The 18541-nt window shown below is 40.6% G+C and carries 15 protein-coding genes; 7 read left to right on the forward strand and 8 right to left on the reverse strand.

Annotated elements, in window-relative coordinates:
* Positions 1 to 55: 55 nt before the first annotated feature.
* From gldM to SB49_RS09580, 6 genes are all read right to left on the reverse strand, one after another.
* Positions 56 to 1624 carry a type IX secretion system motor protein PorM/GldM gene (gene gldM / locus SB49_RS09555; RefSeq protein WP_062056011.1) on the reverse strand — a complete coding sequence of 523 codons (1569 nt, stop codon included), beginning with the start codon at positions 1622 to 1624 and terminating at the stop codon, positions 56 to 58.
* Between the two features lie 55 nt (positions 1625 to 1679).
* Entirely contained in the window at positions 1680 to 2333 is a 654-nt protein-coding gene (gene gldL, locus SB49_RS09560; RefSeq protein WP_062056014.1) for a type IX secretion system motor protein PorL/GldL, read from the reverse strand.
* 74 nt (positions 2334 to 2407) lie between these two features.
* Positions 2408 to 3766, reverse strand: a complete 1359-nt coding sequence (gldK, locus tag SB49_RS09565) for a type IX secretion system lipoprotein PorK/GldK (protein ID WP_062056016.1) — start codon at positions 3764 to 3766, stop codon at positions 2408 to 2410.
* A gap of 117 nt (positions 3767 to 3883) precedes the next feature.
* Positions 3884 to 5041 carry a formimidoylglutamase gene (locus tag SB49_RS09570; protein ID WP_062056018.1) on the reverse strand — a complete coding sequence of 386 codons (1158 nt, stop codon included), beginning with the start codon at positions 5039 to 5041 and terminating at the stop codon, positions 3884 to 3886.
* Between the two features lie 2 nt (positions 5042 to 5043).
* Entirely contained in the window at positions 5044 to 7539 is a 2496-nt protein-coding gene (gene topA / locus SB49_RS09575; RefSeq protein ID WP_062056020.1) for a type I DNA topoisomerase, read from the reverse strand.
* A gap of 122 nt (positions 7540 to 7661) precedes the next feature.
* Positions 7662 to 8906, reverse strand: coding sequence for an LVIVD repeat-containing protein (locus SB49_RS09580; RefSeq protein ID WP_062056022.1), 1245 nt, complete (start codon positions 8904 to 8906; stop codon positions 7662 to 7664).
* A 156-nt stretch (positions 8907 to 9062) separates the two neighbouring features.
* Here SB49_RS09580 and miaB point away from each other — a divergent pair, with 156 nt between their 5' ends.
* From miaB to groL, 7 genes are all read left to right on the forward strand, one after another.
* The gene (gene miaB, locus SB49_RS09585) at positions 9063 to 10508 is read left to right on the forward strand and encodes a tRNA (N6-isopentenyl adenosine(37)-C2)-methylthiotransferase MiaB (protein WP_062056024.1); all 1446 of its coding nucleotides are present in this window, start codon (positions 9063 to 9065) and stop codon (positions 10506 to 10508) included.
* A gap of 72 nt (positions 10509 to 10580) precedes the next feature.
* Positions 10581 to 11861, forward strand: a complete 1281-nt coding sequence (locus tag SB49_RS09590; protein ID WP_062056026.1) for a sigma-54 interaction domain-containing protein — start codon at positions 10581 to 10583, stop codon at positions 11859 to 11861.
* A gap of 1 nt (position 11862) precedes the next feature.
* Entirely contained in the window at positions 11863 to 12381 is a 519-nt protein-coding gene (gene lptE / locus SB49_RS09595; protein WP_062056028.1) for an LPS assembly lipoprotein LptE, read from the forward strand.
* Between the two features lie 6 nt (positions 12382 to 12387).
* Positions 12388 to 13305 carry a hypothetical protein gene (locus SB49_RS09600; protein WP_062056029.1) on the forward strand — a complete coding sequence of 306 codons (918 nt, stop codon included), beginning with the start codon at positions 12388 to 12390 and terminating at the stop codon, positions 13303 to 13305.
* A gap of 7 nt (positions 13306 to 13312) precedes the next feature.
* Positions 13313 to 13669 (forward strand): preprotein translocase subunit SecG, encoded by a 357-nt coding sequence (secG, locus tag SB49_RS09605; protein WP_062056031.1) that lies wholly within the window; start codon positions 13313 to 13315, stop codon positions 13667 to 13669.
* Positions 13670 to 13809: 140 nt separating this feature from the next.
* Positions 13810 to 14088 carry a co-chaperone GroES gene (locus SB49_RS09610; protein WP_062056033.1) on the forward strand — a complete coding sequence of 93 codons (279 nt, stop codon included), beginning with the start codon at positions 13810 to 13812 and terminating at the stop codon, positions 14086 to 14088.
* A gap of 20 nt (positions 14089 to 14108) precedes the next feature.
* Positions 14109 to 15737, forward strand: coding sequence for a chaperonin GroEL (groL, locus tag SB49_RS09615; RefSeq protein ID WP_062056035.1), 1629 nt, complete (start codon positions 14109 to 14111; stop codon positions 15735 to 15737).
* Between the two features lie 70 nt (positions 15738 to 15807).
* On the opposite strand, the gene SB49_RS09620 is transcribed toward groL, so the two are convergent.
* Both SB49_RS09620 and SB49_RS09625 read right to left on the reverse strand, forming a co-directional pair.
* Positions 15808 to 16164 (reverse strand): heavy-metal-associated domain-containing protein, encoded by a 357-nt coding sequence (locus SB49_RS09620; RefSeq protein WP_062059077.1) that lies wholly within the window; start codon positions 16162 to 16164, stop codon positions 15808 to 15810.
* A gap of 52 nt (positions 16165 to 16216) precedes the next feature.
* The gene (locus SB49_RS09625) at positions 16217 to 18451 is read right to left on the reverse strand and encodes a TonB-dependent receptor (RefSeq protein ID WP_062056037.1); all 2235 of its coding nucleotides are present in this window, start codon (positions 18449 to 18451) and stop codon (positions 16217 to 16219) included.
* Between the last annotated feature and the right edge of the window lie 90 nt (positions 18452 to 18541).

The raw sequence follows: 18541 nt of genomic DNA on the forward strand, positions 1-18541 counted from the left end.
TACTGTTATACATATACTAACAACATACCACTACCGGACTCTTTTTTTTAGTTTACTAGTTTGTAAGCTCTACAACTACAGGAGAAACTTTCTTAAGTTTGTAACTTCTGTTGTTGGTAATATAAGCTTCAATATCAAATATTTGAATTGCATCTCCTCGACCTGCTCTCTTTAGGGCAGATTTAGCTCTATCATCAAGCTTGTTTCCATTTACACTAACCGTTGGCTGACCTGGCACTTTGAATTTAAATCCGCTAACAGCAAGGTTCAAATCGAAATCGAAATCATCCAACATAGCACCTACAGTAGAGATCTCCAAGTTGTTTCTTGGCATTTTCACACTACCGCTTTCACCTCTAATAGAACCTTCTGGTCTAGGGATATCCTTGATCCTGAACTCTGTTTTAGAACCAACCACCTGACCATCGGGTAATTTACCTGATGCGTTGATAGTCACTGTTCTACCTGTTCCAGGGTTCATAACATACTTGCTTCCGCCAGATCTTGAAAGACCAGGTGCATTTGCATTTACATTATTGTCTGGAATTCCAGGAATGGAAATCGTAATAGGATTGGCAACTCCACGGTAAACTACATTCATCTTATCAGCAGAGATTACAGCTGCATTTGGCTTTGTAATGGTTGCAAAAGTAGAGTTCACAGGAACTTCTGTACGCTCACCATCCTGCATAAAGACCAAGTTACCTTTAAGTGTATGATCTCCTGCGCTACCGGCACTCACCAATAATTTCACTTTACCTTCTTCGATAGTATAATCAGGACCTTCTTTTAATTTTCTACCATCTAAGGTTAAATTTACTTCATTAGGTTTTGTAGAGGCATCTTTACGACCCAAAACAATATTTCCTGTAAACCTCTCTCCCTGGTAGTAAGCAGATTTCTCCTGCTCCAACAAAGTGGTATAGTTGGTCATGGATACCTCCGTGGTCAACTGTCCTTGTAACATTGCCTTTAGAGCATCTTGCTCTGTAGCCTTGATATCGGACTGAAGGGCAGTTAATTTGGTCAAAGAAGCTACCAAAGGAAATCCTTCATAATGGTAAGCCAACCAATCTACTTTGATCCCGTCCCTGTTCTCTACCTTACCATTGGCATCGCCAGTTTCAAATCTTGACTTTACAGCCTCTTTGACTTCTCGCATGCTTTCCGGTAAAACTTGGGTAACGTTGGCACGGTATTCCGTGATCCTTTTCATGAATTCTTTTCCTTCAGCTCCTAAATTATCGCCTTGAAAGAATTTTTGATCCAAGTAATCTGTTTTGTCCATGACCTGGTAATCTTTAGGATCTTCTACATCCTTCATCATGTCCTTTTTAAGGTTTTCCAAGTAGTCATAATACTCCTGGGACAAAGCCTTTATTTTCTTGGCATCTTGCAAAAGAGGTCCGAATTTTTCTTCGTTTTCGCCTGCTTTTGTTTCCAAGCCGCTCAAGAAGGCTAGGTTATTCTGTGTTGTTTTGGTATTGGAAGCCTCCAACTTTTCGTTCATAAGACCGAAAGCGGCTAGTACTTCCTTACTCATATTCAAAGCCAACATACATATGAAGACTAAGTACATAAGGTTTACCATTTTTTGACGCGGTGATTGTTTTCCTCCTGCCATGTTTTCTAATTAGGTTTTAATTAATAATTTGATTTGGGTTAACTAAGTACACTAATTAGTTTTTACTCATTGCAGAAAGCATTCCACCATAAACTCCGTTCAAAGAAGAAAGGTTAGTGGCCAATGAAGCCATTTGCTCCTTAAGGGCACTTGAATTTTGTATTACTTCTTCGTTCATAGAAGCTTGTCTGCTTGCGCTATCCAATTGAACCTTATAAAGACTGTTCAATGATTCCATTTGGGCTGCTGCCTGTGACATTTCATTAGAATATTTCTTGGTAGATTCCATAGCATCCACTGTAGGGGCGATACCTTTGGCTGCACCTTCAAAATTTTTGATGCTACTTCCCAAGCTGTTCATTAACTCAGCGTCAACGCCAGCTTCTTTCAATAGATCATCTAGTTTTTTGGACAAAGAAGTTTCAGCATCCTTAGTCTCGGTAGATCCATTGGCTTTTCTTGCGGCCAATTCACCACCAGACAATTCTGGATAAACTAATGACCAATCGTACTCTTCTTCGATAGGTTCAAATGCACTGATCGCGAAAATTAATGCTTCAGTAATAAGTCCAACTGCCAATAACAGTCCACCTGTAAGGGGACCGAACTCCCAGTGTAGAATTTTAAACAATGCACCAATAATTACGATAGATGCTCCAAGCCCGTAGGCCATGTTAAATAATTTTTTTGTTGATTTTGACTGTGCCATAATAGTAAATTTAATTTTAGTTTAATGTTAGATAATAAGAATTTGGTTTATTGTTAATCACTTAGTGAATTTATTTAGTTGGTCGAATCCTGTTCTCCCATGTAGTCTTGTACGGTCCTGAAACCAATATAACTACGGGCAGAATCCTGATATTCGTAATCCCTGGTGCTTACCTGCAAGAAATAAGCAACATCTTTCCATGATCCCCCACGGATCACCTTTCTTCTGTTTTGAGCAGAAACGGCATTAGGATTCATTGTAGAAACAAATTCATATGAATTTGGATCATAACTGGAATTTGTCCATTCCGCAACGTTACCTGCCATATTATAAAGGTTAAAATCGTTTGGCTCAAATGATTTTGCCTCTACAGTATATAATGCTGTATCCGCGGCATAATCTCCTCTCTGGGGCTTAAAGTTGGCCATAAAACATCCGGTATCACTGATCACATAAGGTCCACCCCAAGGATAGGTACCTCCTTCAATTCCTCCTCTTGCTGCATATTCCCATTCAGCCTCAGTTGGTAATCTAAATTGATTTACAAATTGCTTGTTCCTGCTTTTTTGATCATCGTTTTTAAATTTGGTCCTCCAATTACAAAAGGCCTTTGCCTGTTGCCATGACACACCAACTACAGGATAATCGCTATATGCATCATGCCAGAAATAATCATTGTGCATGGGTTCGTTATAGGAATATTCAAAATCCTTGATCCATACTGTGGTATCTGGATAGATCTCCAGCATTTCCTGTCTGATGAAATCCTTTCTGTTACCAGTTTTGGAACGGGCCGCAGCCTCTATATCTATCCACTTGTAACTGTATTTTAATTTTTTTACATCTATGATACGCTGACCATTGTATGACTCCTCCTCTTTTAAATACATGGAGTCTACCATAATCTCGGTATAATATTCATCCGGATAATCATTGATATCCCATATCAAATCCTGATCCCTGTTCAAGGCCCTACCTTCATATCCTGTTTCACCCATACCCTGATAATTGTTCATCATGTATTTTTCATAGGCTGACATTCTAGTAGTATCTGCATCTTTAAATGCATAATCACCGATTCCACCGTCTTCAGGACCTAATCCCAACTCATCTGCAAGGATGGCCAACTTTGTTCTGGTAATGGAATCTTTCACCCAATCCACAAACTGGCGATATTCACTATTTGTGATTTCCGTATCATCCATGTAAAAGGAGGTTACAGTTACGGTCTTGGTCGGTGCATTTAGGGTTTGGGCCATATCTTCTTCAGACTTACCCATGGTAAAGGCGCCCCTTGGAATCAATTCCATTCCATATGGTTTTTCCGGGTACCACTTTTTACCTTGGGCTCCAACTAATTCCCCCTTTGTTTTGGACCCACAACTCGTGAGTAAAAAAACAAATGCTATAGATAACAACAATAGCTTCTTCATACTTTAGGTTAAATTTCGATTTAAGAATGCAAACTGCAAACGCTTTTATTACTTTCTAAAACTGCTTTTTAAATAAAATATTGTATTAAAACAGTTTATACTTGAAAAAAAATTTGATTAATTAAAGCCTTTCTTATAAGCTTTAAACCACCTTTCGGGAATATTTTGATTACATGCTTCCAAATAGTCCTTTTCCGTGCATGGTAATAACGCAGGTGTGTTTGTTTTATTATGTGAAGTTAAAATTGATGGGACCTCTACCCACCACCTTTCGGTAAGATTGCTTTTGTAGAATATTAAATCTTCGTCATCCGTAGGCACTATAAACTTGGTAAAGGAGTCTTTATCAAGGTATGGGGATTCTTTTATTCTAAAATTGACCCCTTCAATAAAGTACCATATTATTTGCGACATCAATTGGAACGACTGTATACTGTTTTCCATTTCATAAAGCCCAAAGAGGGATACTTTATCACTGATGCCCGCATATCGGGCAATGGCACATATTTCCCTTCCAGTAAATCCATTGGGGGAAAAATTATCGGACATACCAATATCGGACGCTCTAATGGCTCGTGCATCCAAGCTAACAATATCAGCATTTCTCAATACAGGTTCCGCCAGGGAAACATCAAAGGCAATCTCCCCTAACCTATAGGCATCAAAAAGCAGACGCTCCATAAGATCTATTTCCTCTTGGGCATTAAAATAACTTTGATACCCGATATTTGAAAAATTGAAAAGATTGTTTGGCTTGTCCGTAATGATCTTGCTCATATACGAATTGGAGGATATCAGTTCTTCCGCATCACCAAAATCGAACTTACTATCAACCGCTACTAGATTGATCATGTTCTTAAGGCCGTCAAAGGCCCTGTAGGTAGGATAGGTTATATCTTGGGTCGCACCTATTATAATAGGTATGATATTCTCTTCCAGCAGACCTGCCACAATTTCCTTCACCACAAAATAAGAATCCTCTACTTCTTCCCCTTGTTCCAAATCGCCCAAATCAACGATGGTAGAGTTCCAATTGCCCAACATGAGCTTATACAATTGGAGGCGGAGTCCTGATATATCCAGACGCCCCATTTTTTTCTCAAAAGCATTTCTGGATTCATGTACCCCAAAGATGGCTATCGTAGCGTTTGCCAAAACAGGTAGACCTTTGCGTTCCGTATGCTTAAAAATGTTCTTGCCCAGTGCCTGAGGTGGAAGTAATTCACAGTGGGCCAAAACCTTATCCTCAATAGGAACCAAAAAATCAAATGCCATACTTATTTCTTCGCTTTAGGTTTCGCTTTTGCTTTTGTTTTTTTCTTGGGAGTTTTCTTCTCAATCAATGCCTTGGCTTCTTCCAGTTTCATTTTCGAAGCGTCCACATCTTTGGAAAGTTCAACTTTGATCTTTCCTTTCAAGATATTGTGTCTGCCCCATCTGGCCTTTTCAATGCGTATTCCTTCTTCTGGCCAATCTTGGACCACTTTATCGATTTCTTTTTGCTTTTTGGCTTCTATCAACTCAACAATATCTTCTTTGGAAAGGTTGTCGAAATCATATTTCTTGTTCACATTGATGAACATGCCGTCCCACTTTATAAAAGGCCCAAAGCGTCCAGTTCCTTTTGTCACCTCTTTTTCTTCATACATGGCAATAGGAGCATCGGCACGTTCTTTTTCTTGAATAAGCTCTGCCGCCCTTTCCATAGTGATATCCAAAGCGCTTTCTCCCGCTGCCATAGACACAAATGTTTTTCCAAATCTCACATAAGGGCCATATCTTCCTACATTGGCTTCTACTTCCTCCCCTTTATACACCCCTAATTTCCTTGGCAACTTAAAGAGATCCATAGCCTCTTCAAAGGAAATGGTATTCAGGCTATGCTCTGGCAACAGACTAGCAAACAATGGCTTTTCTTCGTCATCGACGGTTCCAATCTGTACCATAGGCCCAAACCTTCCCAAGCGAACGGATACCTGCCTGCCCGATTTGGGATCCTTTCCTAAAACGCGTTCCCCGCTCGCACGATCTGCATTTTCTTCAACGTCTATGACATTGGGATGAAAATCCTTGTAGAAATTGTTCATCACCTTTTGCCAATCCTCATCCCCAGATGCAATCTCATCAAAATCTTCTTCTACCTTGGCGGTAAAGTTGTAATCCAAAATATTGGCAAAATGGTCCACCAAGAAATCAGTGACAATCATTCCTATATCTGTGGGTACTAACTTCCCTTTATCCGAACCTACTTTTTCCGTCAGTTCTTTTGAAGTTAACTTATCCCCTTTAAGGATCAATTGCATGTAGTTCCTTTCCGTGCCTTCAATAGTACCTTTTTCTACATACCCCCTATTTTGTATCGTGGATATCGTTGGGGCATAGGTAGATGGTCTTCCGATTCCCAGTTCTTCCAACTTTTTAACCAAGGAGGCTTCACTGTACCTGTAAGGGGCTCTGGAAAATCGTTCCGTAGCCGATATATTGACATTTTTTAGCGCCTCCCCTTCTTTCATTGCCGGGAGCATTCCGTCTTGCTCCTCCGCCATATCCTCATCATCAATGCCTTCCATGTATACTTTTAGGAAACCATCGAACTTAATCACCTCTCCATTGGCACTGAACTCATCTTTATGGGTACTGGCACTGATCTTTACATTGGTACGTTCCAATTGGGCATCACTCATTTGGGAGGCCAAGGTACGTTTCCAGATTAGATCATATAGTTTTGATTGGTCACGCTCCAAGGAAGGCGACTGTATTTTCATATCGGTTGGGCGAATGGCCTCATGGGCCTCTTGTGCCCCTTTGCTCTTGCCCGTAAAGTTTCTTACTGTACTGTATTCCTTACCATAATTACTGATAATCGCGTCCTTGGCTTCATTCAAAGCCTCTTTGGAAAGGTTAACACTATCCGTTCTCATATAGGTAATCAATCCCGCCTCATACAAACGTTGGGCTACCTGCATGGTCTTGCCTACGGAAAAATAGATCTTCCTGGAAGCTTCCTGCTGTAAAGTAGATGTTGTAAAAGGAGCTGCCGGAGATTTTTTGGCAGGCTTTTTATCTAGGTTGGCGACAGAAAAATTGGCGCCGATATTTTGTTTTAGAAATGCCTCTGCTTCTTCTTGAGAGGAAAATGTCTTATTCATTTTCGCAGAAAAGGCGGTACCTTCTTTAGTTTTAAAAACTGCGGAGATCTTAAAGGACGCTTCTGGAGAAAAGCCTTCAATATCCCTTTCTCGTTCCACGATCAATCTTACGGCAACAGATTGCACCCTTCCCGCTGATAGCCCTGGCTTAATTTTTTTCCAAAGGACAGGAGAAAGTTCGTAACCTACCAACCTATCCAATACCCTTCTGGCTTGTTGGGCATTGACCAGATTATAATTTATCTCACGTGGATTCTCAATAGCCCGTTGAATTGCAGCTTTGGTGATGGAGTTAAAAACAATTCTTTTGGTCTTGGCCTTGTCCAAATTCAGTTCTTCTGCCAAATGCCATGATATGGCTTCTCCTTCCCTATCTTCATCACTGGCCAACCAGATGGTGTCTGCTTTTTGGGCAAGGTCCTTTAGTTTTTTTACGAGTGCCTTCTTATCGCTGTCAACTATATATTTTGGTTTAAAACCATTTTCCACGTCAACTCCCAACTCTTTAGAGGGCAGATCGGCAATATGCCCAAAACTGGACTCTACCTTATAATCTTTCCCTAAAAATTTCTCTATCGTTTTTGCTTTAGCAGGCGACTCTACAATTACTAAATTCTTTGCCATTCAATCTTTTTTGTTGTCACAAAAGTATATCAATTTTTTTATTTAATGCTTTATCCCATCGTCACATATTAAAAAAGCACCCTTTATATGGAGGGTGCCTAAGGTATTTGAGGAGCAATTTATCAATCTAAATTCAAGGAACTTAGAAATTCTATCCCCCCTTCTTGATATCGGTATTGGTATAATACATCATCCCCCACCATCAGTAATTGATGCTCCAAAGGAATAACATCGAAGGTGATAATATCCTTAAAATGATCCAATAATCTTAAATCCTCAATCTGGGTTTTATCATACACCTTTAACCCAGACTCCCCATCGCAAACAAACAGCATATCATCCTTTATACCAAGACCATAGGGGCTGTCCATGCTATAACTTTTCGCCAAAACGGGATTGGCAATATCCGCAATATCCACAATGAACAGCCCACTTTCCGTTGCCCCACATTCATTTCCCCCTCTCAATGTAACATAGGCATATTGATCATCTACAACAACAGGGTCACAAGCCGTTCCATGTTGGAATTCCGAAATAAAATCTGGAGTAGCCGGAGAAGTTATATCATATATATACATCCCGCTCCTACTACCCAAAAATAAATTATTGCCCCTATTAAAGATCGTCTCAATATCAAAACCGGCAAACACGGGCTCCAGGGCTTCTGGATTCTCCAAGTTTTCGATTTTAAAAACATTGATGTTATGACTGTCCACGGCATATAAATAATCGGACACTATTTTAAAGCGAGCCATGGAGCCACCCTCCCCTACCGATCCGTCACTCATAGCTTCGGCCATTGCAAAATCTACTGTTCCCCACCTGTTCTGGAATTCCTCAACCAATCTTCTCTCAGTGACCACTTCCCACCCGACAATAATTTCATTGGAATAATCAATACCATCAAATTCAAAAAAATCGGCCTCAGCAGGAAAGACAACATTGTCCCTGAGCACATTCTCCAATCTGTTCACCTGACGGATATTGGAAATATCAGAAATATCAAAAACAAGGAGATCAGTTATGCTATCCGCATAGAGGTAGCTATCCTTAATTGAAATATCCACGTTCCCTGCAATTTCAATAAATGCAATTTTTTGGGGTGCTTTAGGATTGCTATTGTCTATGACATGTACTCCTTTATATAGATCATTGATAAAAATAAAATTCTGGTACGCATAAAGTTTTCCAGATTCCTCAATCGACTTGGGAGGCAAAATTTCAGCATTGTTCCTAAAATCGGTCTTCAGCATTGTCATGGGCCTCGCCACAAGAAAATCGGCATAGTCACCATCGTCTTGTTTATCATTGCACGCACCAATTCCTATAAAGAGGATAAGAAGCAAAAGTATTTTTATTTTTGGCATCTTCTTGGGTATTTAATAAGGTTGTTAATCTTTGGATGTACATAATAACAATAAGTTGCGCATATTTTTGATAAATATTTAACTGTCAAATTGTCACGAATCTTCAATTAATCCTATCTTTGCAGGCCTGTTAGAGTTAAAGGCAATTACGATACCATGGAGAAGATAATAGACGAATCGGTTCAAGGGACACCCCTATCCGTAGGCAAAAACCAAGAAAACAAACGCAAGCTTTACATAGAAAGTTATGGCTGTGCCATGAACTTTTCCGATAGTGAAATTGTAGCTTCCATCTTGGCCAATGACGGGTTCAATACGACCGATATATTGGAGGAGGCCGATCTTGTTTTGGTGAACACTTGTTCGATAAGGGAAAAAGCAGAACTTACCGTCCGCAAGCGATTGGAAAAATTCAATGCCGTAAAAAAACACAGACCACAGATGAAGGTGGGGGTATTGGGCTGTATGGCAGAGCGTTTGAAAACCAAATTACTGGAAGAAGAAAAAATAGTGGATATGGTCGTTGGGCCAGATGCCTATAAGGACCTTCCCAATTTGATACAGGAGATCGATGAAGGTAGAAATGCCGTAAACGTGATCCTTTCCAAAGAGGAGACCTATGGGGATATTGCCCCTGTACGATTGCAATCCAACGGGGTTTCGGCCTTTGTTTCCATTACCCGTGGTTGCGATAATATGTGCACGTTTTGCGTTGTCCCTTTTACCAGAGGACGCGAACGCAGTAGGGACCCACAGTCTATCCTAGAGGAGGTCAATGACCTTTGTGCCAAAGGCTTTAAAGAGGTTACCCTATTGGGACAAAATGTAGACAGCTACCTTTGGTACGGTGGAGGCTTGAAAAAAGATTTTGAAAACGCAAGTGAGATGCAAAAGGCAACGGCCGTTAATTTCTCCAATCTTTTGGATATGGTAGCCAATGCCCAGCCCAAACTGAGAATCCGTTTTTCTACTTCCAACCCTCAGGATATGACCTTGGATGTGATCCATGTGATGGCAAAGCACAGGAATATCTGCAACTATATCCATTTACCGGTACAGAGCGGAAGCAATAGGATCCTTAAGGCGATGAACCGTTTACATACCAGGGAGGAATATTTTGAGCTTATAGATAATATAAGACAAATAATCCCTGAATGTTCTATCTCACAAGATATGATAGCAGGATTCCCTTCAGAAACCGAAGAAGACCACCAAGACACCCTTTCTCTATTGGAAAAGGTGAAATACGACTTTGGATATATGTACGCCTATTCGGAAAGACCTGGTACTTTGGCAGAACGCAAAATGGAAGATGATGTACCTGAGCCTGTTAAAAAAAGAAGGTTGGCCGAAATAATCGCTTTACAAAGGGAGCATGGCCACTTTAGAACAAAACAGCATTTAGGCAAAGTAGAAGAGGTCCTGATTGAAGGGGAATCAAAAAAATCTGATTCGCAATGGATGGGCAGGAATTCACAAAGCACAGTGGTGGTTTTTCCCAAGGAAAATTACAAAGTTGGTGATTTTGTGAACGTAAAAATAAACGATTGCACTTCTGCCACCCTTATAGGGGAAGCAGTAGGCTACAGTGATAACAATTAACAAGGGCAAGAACTGCAACCGAGGATAAGATCAATTTCTATCTAGTTGCACATCCTTAACGAACGTATAAAAATGGATTCGGTACAAGCCATAAAACAACGATTTGAAATCATCGGGAATGATGTAAAGCTCAATAGGGCCATAGAAAAGGCTATTCAGGTTGCACCTACCGATATTTCTGTTTTGGTCACGGGAGAAAGTGGTGTGGGAAAAGAAGCAATTCCCAAGATCATCCATGCACTATCCCATAGAAAGCACGCCAAATATATTGCCGTCAACTGCGGGGCCATTCCCGAAGGCACCATAGACAGTGAACTTTTTGGCCATGAAAAAGGTGCTTTTACTGGGGCTACATCTACCAGAAGCGGTTATTTTGAAGTTGCCGATGGTGGGACTATTTTTTTAGATGAAGTTGGTGAGCTACCGCTTACCACACAGGTACGCCTCTTAAGGGTATTGGAAAATGGTGAATTCTTAAAGGTAGGTTCCTCACAGGTACAAAAAACAGATGTCCGAATCGTGGCCGCCACGAATGTGAATATGTTCGAGGCCATAAAAAAGGAGCGTTTCAGGGAAGACCTTTATTATAGGCTCAGCACGGTAGAAATCAATATTCCACCCTTGAGGGAAAGAAAGGATGATATTCATCTACTCTTTAGAAAATTCGCGTCCGACTTTGGCCAGAAATACAAAATGCCAACCATCCGCCTTGAGGACGACGCGATTGAAACCTTATCTAAATATCATTGGCCCGGAAACATTAGACAGTTGCGGAATATCGCCGAACAAATTTCAGTGTTGGAAGAGCAGCGATCCATTTCTTTTTCCACTTTAAATAGTTATCTCCCCAATGCCGCCGGTTCAAATTTGCCCGCTGTTATTAAACAAGAACGAAAGGAGAGTGAATTTAGCAATGAACGAGAAATTCTCTACAAGGTGCTATTTGATATGAAAGGCGATTTAAACGACCTTAAAAAACTAACCTTGGAGTTATTGAAAAACAATGACACGGATAAGGTTCAAGAAGAAAACGAAAACCTGATCCGAAAAATATATGGTAAGGAAGGTGACGAGGATGATTTTACCGAAGAGGAGGAACAACTCAGTGAACTTGAGGTATTAAGTCTCCCTGAATCAAAAACCGAAAGTAGCTTACCTAAGCCCGCTCAAGAGGACAAGTATCATTTTGCCGAGGAAATAGAAGAAGAGGAAACCCTATCTTTACACGAAAAGGAAATTGAATTGATCAAAAAATCTTTGGAACGCAACAAGGGCAAAAGAAAAGCAGCAGCCGCAGAATTAGGTATTTCGGAACGCACCTTATACCGCAAGATCAAACAATACAATCTATAGCATGATCAGAATAAAAAATATAATTACGCTCCTCATAGTTGTTTTTACCCTTCAAGGATGTGGTGTATACAACTTCACTGGAGGGAACGTTGGAACAGCAACGACTTTCCAGGTAAATTATTTTCAAAATTATGCTGCCCAAAGTCCCGGCTCTACCATCGAGCCCAATTTGGACAGGGATTTCACCTTGGCCTTACAGGATCTAATTTTAAACCAGACCAGTCTAGACCTGGTCAACGCTGGTGGGGATCTGATCTACGAAGGGGAAATTATTGAATATAGGGTTGCCCCCATGACAGCCACCTCTAACCAGACAGCCGCCCAAAACCGATTGACCATTGGGGTAAAGGTTCGCTTTTTCAATAAGACCAAAGAAGATTCTGATTTTGAGAAGAATTTTTCGTTCTTTTATGATTACGATGCCAATACGCTATTGGATAGTGTAAAAGGCGAAGCACATGAAGTTGTTTTTGAAAGGATAACCCAAGATATTTTTAATGCATCATTAGCAGATTGGTAGATAGGTATGAACGTATCGGATTTTACATTTTTATTGCAACATCCAAACAAGGTAGTTTCACCGGTGCAGACAAAGCATTTGGAGGATATCATTGAAGAATACCCCTATTTTCAAGCAGCACGGGCCGTCCATTTAAAAGGACTTAAAAATTTGAACAGTTTCAAATTCAACAACGCGCTTAAAATTACTGCTGCCCATACTACGGACAGGGATGTGCTTTTTGATTTTATCACTTCTCGGGATTTTCTCCAGAATGCCATTGCAGATTCCATCTCTGGCAGAAGCCTTTCCATTAATGAACATGAAATTATTTCTGAGGAGGTTGGTGCAGATGCCCCGATTGAAACACTGCTCAATGAGAGCTCCGAGGACAAACCATTGCCCCAGAATGTTAAGGAGGCAGAGCAAATTCTGGATCCAACCCTTTTTAAGTCGATGGATCCACATATGGACGAGGCCATTGCCAAGGCAAAAAAAGAGGCCGAAAAGGAATTGGAAATTGGCAAACCCCTACCCTTTACCAAAAAAGAAAAATATTCCTTTACCGAATGGTTACAGCTTACCTCAGCTACCCCTATTGAAAGGGAACCCTTAGCAAAGGACAGCAAGGATTTGTCATTGGATGATGTAGACGATGATGAAGAAATGGCCAAGAAGAAAAAGTTTGACCTGATAGACAAGTTCATTGAAAACAATCCAAAAATCGTTCCTCGCGAGAAAATAGATAAGGTAGACATTTCGGAGTCTCTGAAAATGGACAAGAACGAACTAATGACCGAGACCTTGGCCAGAGTTTATTTGGAACAGAAAAAGTATAAAAAAGCAATACAGGCTTACAAAATTTTAAGTTTGAAATATCCAGAAAAAAGTAGTTTCTTTGCAGACCGAATAAAAACGGTAGAGAAAATACAAAAAGAAAACTAATAATATAATGAGTACATTTTCAATTTTCCTGATTCTTATCATTGTTGTTTGCCTACTATTGGTGTTGGTTATTATGGTACAAAACCCTAAAGGTGGCGGATTATCTTCTTCATTTGGAGGAGGCGGCAACCAAGTAGTTGGTGGCGTTAAAAAAACGGGAGACTTCTTGGATAAGAGTACCTGGACTTTGGCAACCTTATTGATCGTTTTGATCCTATTATCCAATGTGGCCATAAAAGGCAGCCTTGGTACTAACGATTCCAAGTTGTTGCAAGGGGATGACATAGAAACTACGGTTCCTGAAAGTTTACCGGAAGCTTTACCGACAACGGATGAAGCTGCTCCAGTGGAAAATCAGGAGTAAGAAACATATTATATGATACAATAAAATGCCAGCCTGAATGACAAGCTGGCATTTTTGTTTTACAATATGTCAGTTTTAAACCATTGGCATAATTTCTGACGTATAGTAATCCAGAATTTTAAAATTTAAAAACTAAAAATATGTCTAAAGTAAACATCAAACCATTAGCGGATAGGGTCCTAATAGAGCCTATGGCTGCTGAAACAAAAACTGCCTCTGGTATTTACATTCCAGAGACTGCAAAAGAAAAACCGCAACAAGGTAAGGTAGTGGCCGTTGGTCCAGGTACTAAAGACGATAAAATAACAGTAAAGATTGGTGATACTGTCCTTTACGGAAAGTATACCGGTACAGAGTTAAAATTGGAAGGCAAGGATTACCTTATCATGCGCGAAAGTGACATTTTTGCAATTATTTAATTAATAAAACAACTAAGAAAATGGCAAAAGATATAAAATTTGATATTGAAGCACGTGATGGCCTAAAAAGAGGCGTTGATGCCTTGGCAAATGCGGTAAAAGTAACCTTAGGACCAAAAGGAAGAAACGTAATCATCAGCAAATCCTTTGGCGCCCCTATGGTGACCAAAGATGGTGTTACCGTTGCTAAAGAAATAGAATTGGCAGATCCCTTAGAAAATATGGGAGCTCAAATGGTAAAAGAAGTTGCCTCCAAAACCAACGATCTTGCTGGAGACGGAACAACTACTGCAACCGTATTGGCCCAAGCTATTGTAAAAGAAGGATTAAAGAACGTTGCCGCTGGAGCAAATCCAATGGATCTTAAAAGAGGTATAGACAAAGCTGTTGAGGCTATCGTTACCGATTTGGCCAAACAAACCAAAAAAGTCGGTGATTCTTCTGAAAAAATAAAACAAATAGCCTCCATTTCAGCCAATAACGATGATACCATTGGGGAACTTATTGCCCAGGCTTTTGGAAAAGTAGGAAAAGAAGGTGTTATCACTGTTGAGGAAGCTAAAGGAACAGACACGTATGTAGATGTTGTGGAAGGTATGCAATTCGATAGAGGGTACCTATCTCCATACTTTGTGACAGATTCTGAAAAGATGATGACCAATTTAGAGAATCCGTATATTCTTTTATTTGACAAGAAAATATCTTCCATGAAGGATTTGCTTCCTGTTTTGGAGCCGGTAGCCCAATCAGGTAAGCCGCTTTTGATTGTTGCTGAAGATGTTGACGGAGAAGCTTTGGCTACCTTGGTAGTGAACAAACTAAGAGGTTCTTTAAAAATTGCAGCCGTTAAGGCTCCAGGATTTGGAGACAGAAGAAAAGCCATGTTGGAAGACATCGCTATCTTAACCGGTGGTACTGTTATTTCTGAAGAAAGAGGATTCTCTTTGGAAAATGCCACTTTGGATATGTTGGGTACTTGTGAAAAAGTAACCATCGACAAAGACAATACAACAATTGTTAATGGTGCCGGAAATGCAAACGACATCAAAACAAGGGTTAACCAAATTAAGTCTCAGATTGAAAGTACAACCTCAGATTACGATAAAGAAAAACTTCAGGAACGTTTGGCCAAATTGGCCGGTGGGGTAGCTGTACTTTATGTAGGTGCTGCTTCTGAAGTTGAAATGAAAGAGAAAAAAGACCGTGTTGATGATGCCCTACATGCCACTAGAGCTGCAGTAGAAGAAGGTATTGTTGCTGGTGGTGGAGTTGCCCTGGTACGCGCCAAAGCAGTTCTTGCTGCTGTGAAGGTAGAAAACGCAGACGAAGAAACAGGATTACAGATTGTTGCAAGGGCCATTGAATCGCCTTTGAGGACTATCGTGGAAAATGCCGGTGGAGAAGGTTCTGTTGTTGTTGCCAAAGTTATAGAAGGCAAAGGCCATTTTGGTTACGATGCGAAAACTGAAACCTATGTAGACATGCTTAAAGCAGGTATTATAGATCCTAAGAAAGTAACTAGGGTTGCATTGGAAAATGCCGCTTCTGTTGCTGGAATGATCTTGACCACCGAGTGTGCATTGGTCGACATTAAAGAAGAGACTCCTGCAGGCCCACCAATGGGTGGCGGTATGCCAGGAATGATGTAAAAGGCAATTGCCCAAAGCATCAATTGAATATAAAAAAAACGCTCTGGATACCAGAGCGTTTTTTTATTGTCTAATGTTTTTTACTATCGTCAGTATTGTCTTCACGGTATCTACAACAAGGATGCACCTGTTCATAAGCCTCTTTGCTGGCCTTTAGTTCCTTGGTATCGTGCCCTACTGCCACTAAGGCTGTCTTTACTTCCATGGCATTGGTCTTACGTTCGTCCATGATCAAGGACAATTGGTGCGTAGGGATATCCCAATTGGCAAACTTTACCCCTGGCACCCCAAGGGCAGCCTTTTCTATACGCATCTTGCACATCTCACATTTCCCATCGACCTCCATGGTCAACTTCTTGTTTTTATCCTGGGCGTAGGTCACCAAGGTAATACATAACATCGCTATTACTAAAAATCCTTTTTTCATATTTTTAATTTTAAGGTTAATCTTCAGATTCTCATACGGTAAGGAATACAACTTATAATTTATATCTAAATCCCGTATAATACATGCTGCCCATAATAGGCGCATACACAATACTCGTATCAAAATAAGGGCCAAAAGGGTCATCTGCCCCCAAAACCGCCTTATCCTGCATAAAATTAGTCAAATTCTCCCCACCTACATACATTTCGAAATGTTTGGAAAACACCTTGGTGACTTGCCCATTCATTAAACTGTATGGTGCAGCAGTCGCCTCTAATCGATATTCCGATGGGTTGGAAGTAGTGTTGGGCAAGCGTTGTTCGCCAATGGCATGCAATGTATAATCAAAACGCCATTGCGCCCCATTTTCTTTGGGCAAGGTCACATATCCTATGTTGGCAAAAAATCTGTTTTTAGCCTGCAGGGGCTTTTGAAAGCTACCCGAATTATAATCGGTCTGCACGTCATAATTTTTGTACGCTGCACGGATTTCCACATTTTTTACTACCTCATAATCCAGTTCTACCTGAAAGCTGTTCGCATAACTGCTCCCTTCTAAATTATAGAACGATATTTCCTGAGGATTCTCCCAATCTACCACGATTTGGTTATCAAAGTCTGTGCGATAATAGTCTACCGTGAAATTCCCTTTCCTATTGAAAAGATTAAAGCCCTGTAAAAAGCTCACACCATAGTTCCAGGCCACTTCGGGATCCAATCCGTAGATTTCACCCCCCATGTTTTGAATATTGATCTGTCTTGAGGAACCAAAAAGCTGTTGGTTTTCGGCAAAAATATTAGCTGCTCTTCTCCCTTTCCCGAAAGACCCTCTTAAACTGGCATTTTCCCATGGGGTATAGCGCACATGTAATCTTGGTGTCACAAAAGTACCCAGCCGATTGTGTGTATCCACGCGTAGCCCAGCAACCAAACTCAAAGTCTCCAGATTATCATAGCTGTACTCAAAAAAAGCACCCAAAGAATTGTCCGTGCGCCCGTAATCTTCAGTATTTACAATTTCATCATAGGTATCCAAGGCAAAGGTGAGCCCGGTTTTAAAGTGGTGTTGTGTACTCCCTATGATTGAATTGAAGATCGCGTTGGAATAAAGACTGTGATGGTCAATATCGTATTGGTTGAATCCGTAATAGGATTCCTGCTTGTGCATGCTGTACGAAGCCTGAAACCCCAAACTTTGGAACGGTAGTTCTGGAAAGACATATCCTAACTTAATGGAAGCATCAAAGCGACGCGTATCTATTTCCCCACCCCATGCATTGGTAGTGAATTTATCACGGTCTGGATCAAAGTCGGTCTGCCCTACCTGCTTCTCATCATTCAAAAAACGAACATTCAAAAAACTGATAAAGCCCGTTTCAGGATTTTGGTACTGCCAGCGGTTCATCACATTGATCTGGTTCGCCAGAGGCACATCCAAAAATCCATCTCCATTATCATCCACGTTAGCATCACGCAAGTTACCATGTACATAAAGCCCTGAACTCCATTTGTCGGTCAGTTTTCTATTGACATGGGTGTTGAGCTCATATCTGCCATTTAATGCGGCATATCCGTTCACAAACAGCTCGCTATCCGTAAGGGGCTTAACTAATTCCGTATTGATCTGTCCGGATATACTTTCGTATCCATTGACAACACTTCCCGCACCTTTTGTAATCTGAATACTCTCCACCCATGTTCCCGGAGTAAATGTCAATCCAAATGCTTGGGATGCCCCTCGAACCATGGGTATATTCTCTTGCGTAATGAGTAAGTAAGGACTGGTCAAACCCAGCATCTGAATCTGTTTGGTCCCCGTAAGAGCATCTGTGAAATTTACATCTATAGACGGGTTGGTCTCAAAGCTTTCTGAAAGGTTACAACATGCCGCCTTAAGAAGTTCTGCACTGTTGACGGTAACCACATTTTGTGCGCTAAAGAATGTTTTTTGCAGGGCATCCCTCTTTTTCTCAACCACCACCTCATTCAACATATTTGAAGGTTGCAGGGAGTGATGCAGCATTTTTGGGCCGTTGACGGTGAGAGTATCGGTTTTAAAACCAACATAACTAATCACCAATTGGTTATACTTTTTTGAGTAGGGAATGGAAAAAGAACCCTCCTCATTGGTCATGGTGCCAATTTGGGAGTTCAACCAATAGACATTGGCCCCAGATAGACCGATATGCCTGTTATCTTCATTGGCCTCCATCACCATACCTTCCACTTTTTCTTGGGAAAGCGAAATCAATGGCAAGAACAATAAAATAAATAAATAGTATTTCATTTAATATCTTTTAAATAATTATGATATAGAATTAACGACATAGGCGTTAAAAATTCCTTTTTGCTCTCCAACTTCATTGGAAAGTATTCC

The organism is Sediminicola sp. YIK13 (genome assembly GCF_001430825.1).
GTDB lineage: Bacteria > Bacteroidota > Bacteroidia > Flavobacteriales > Flavobacteriaceae > Sediminicola.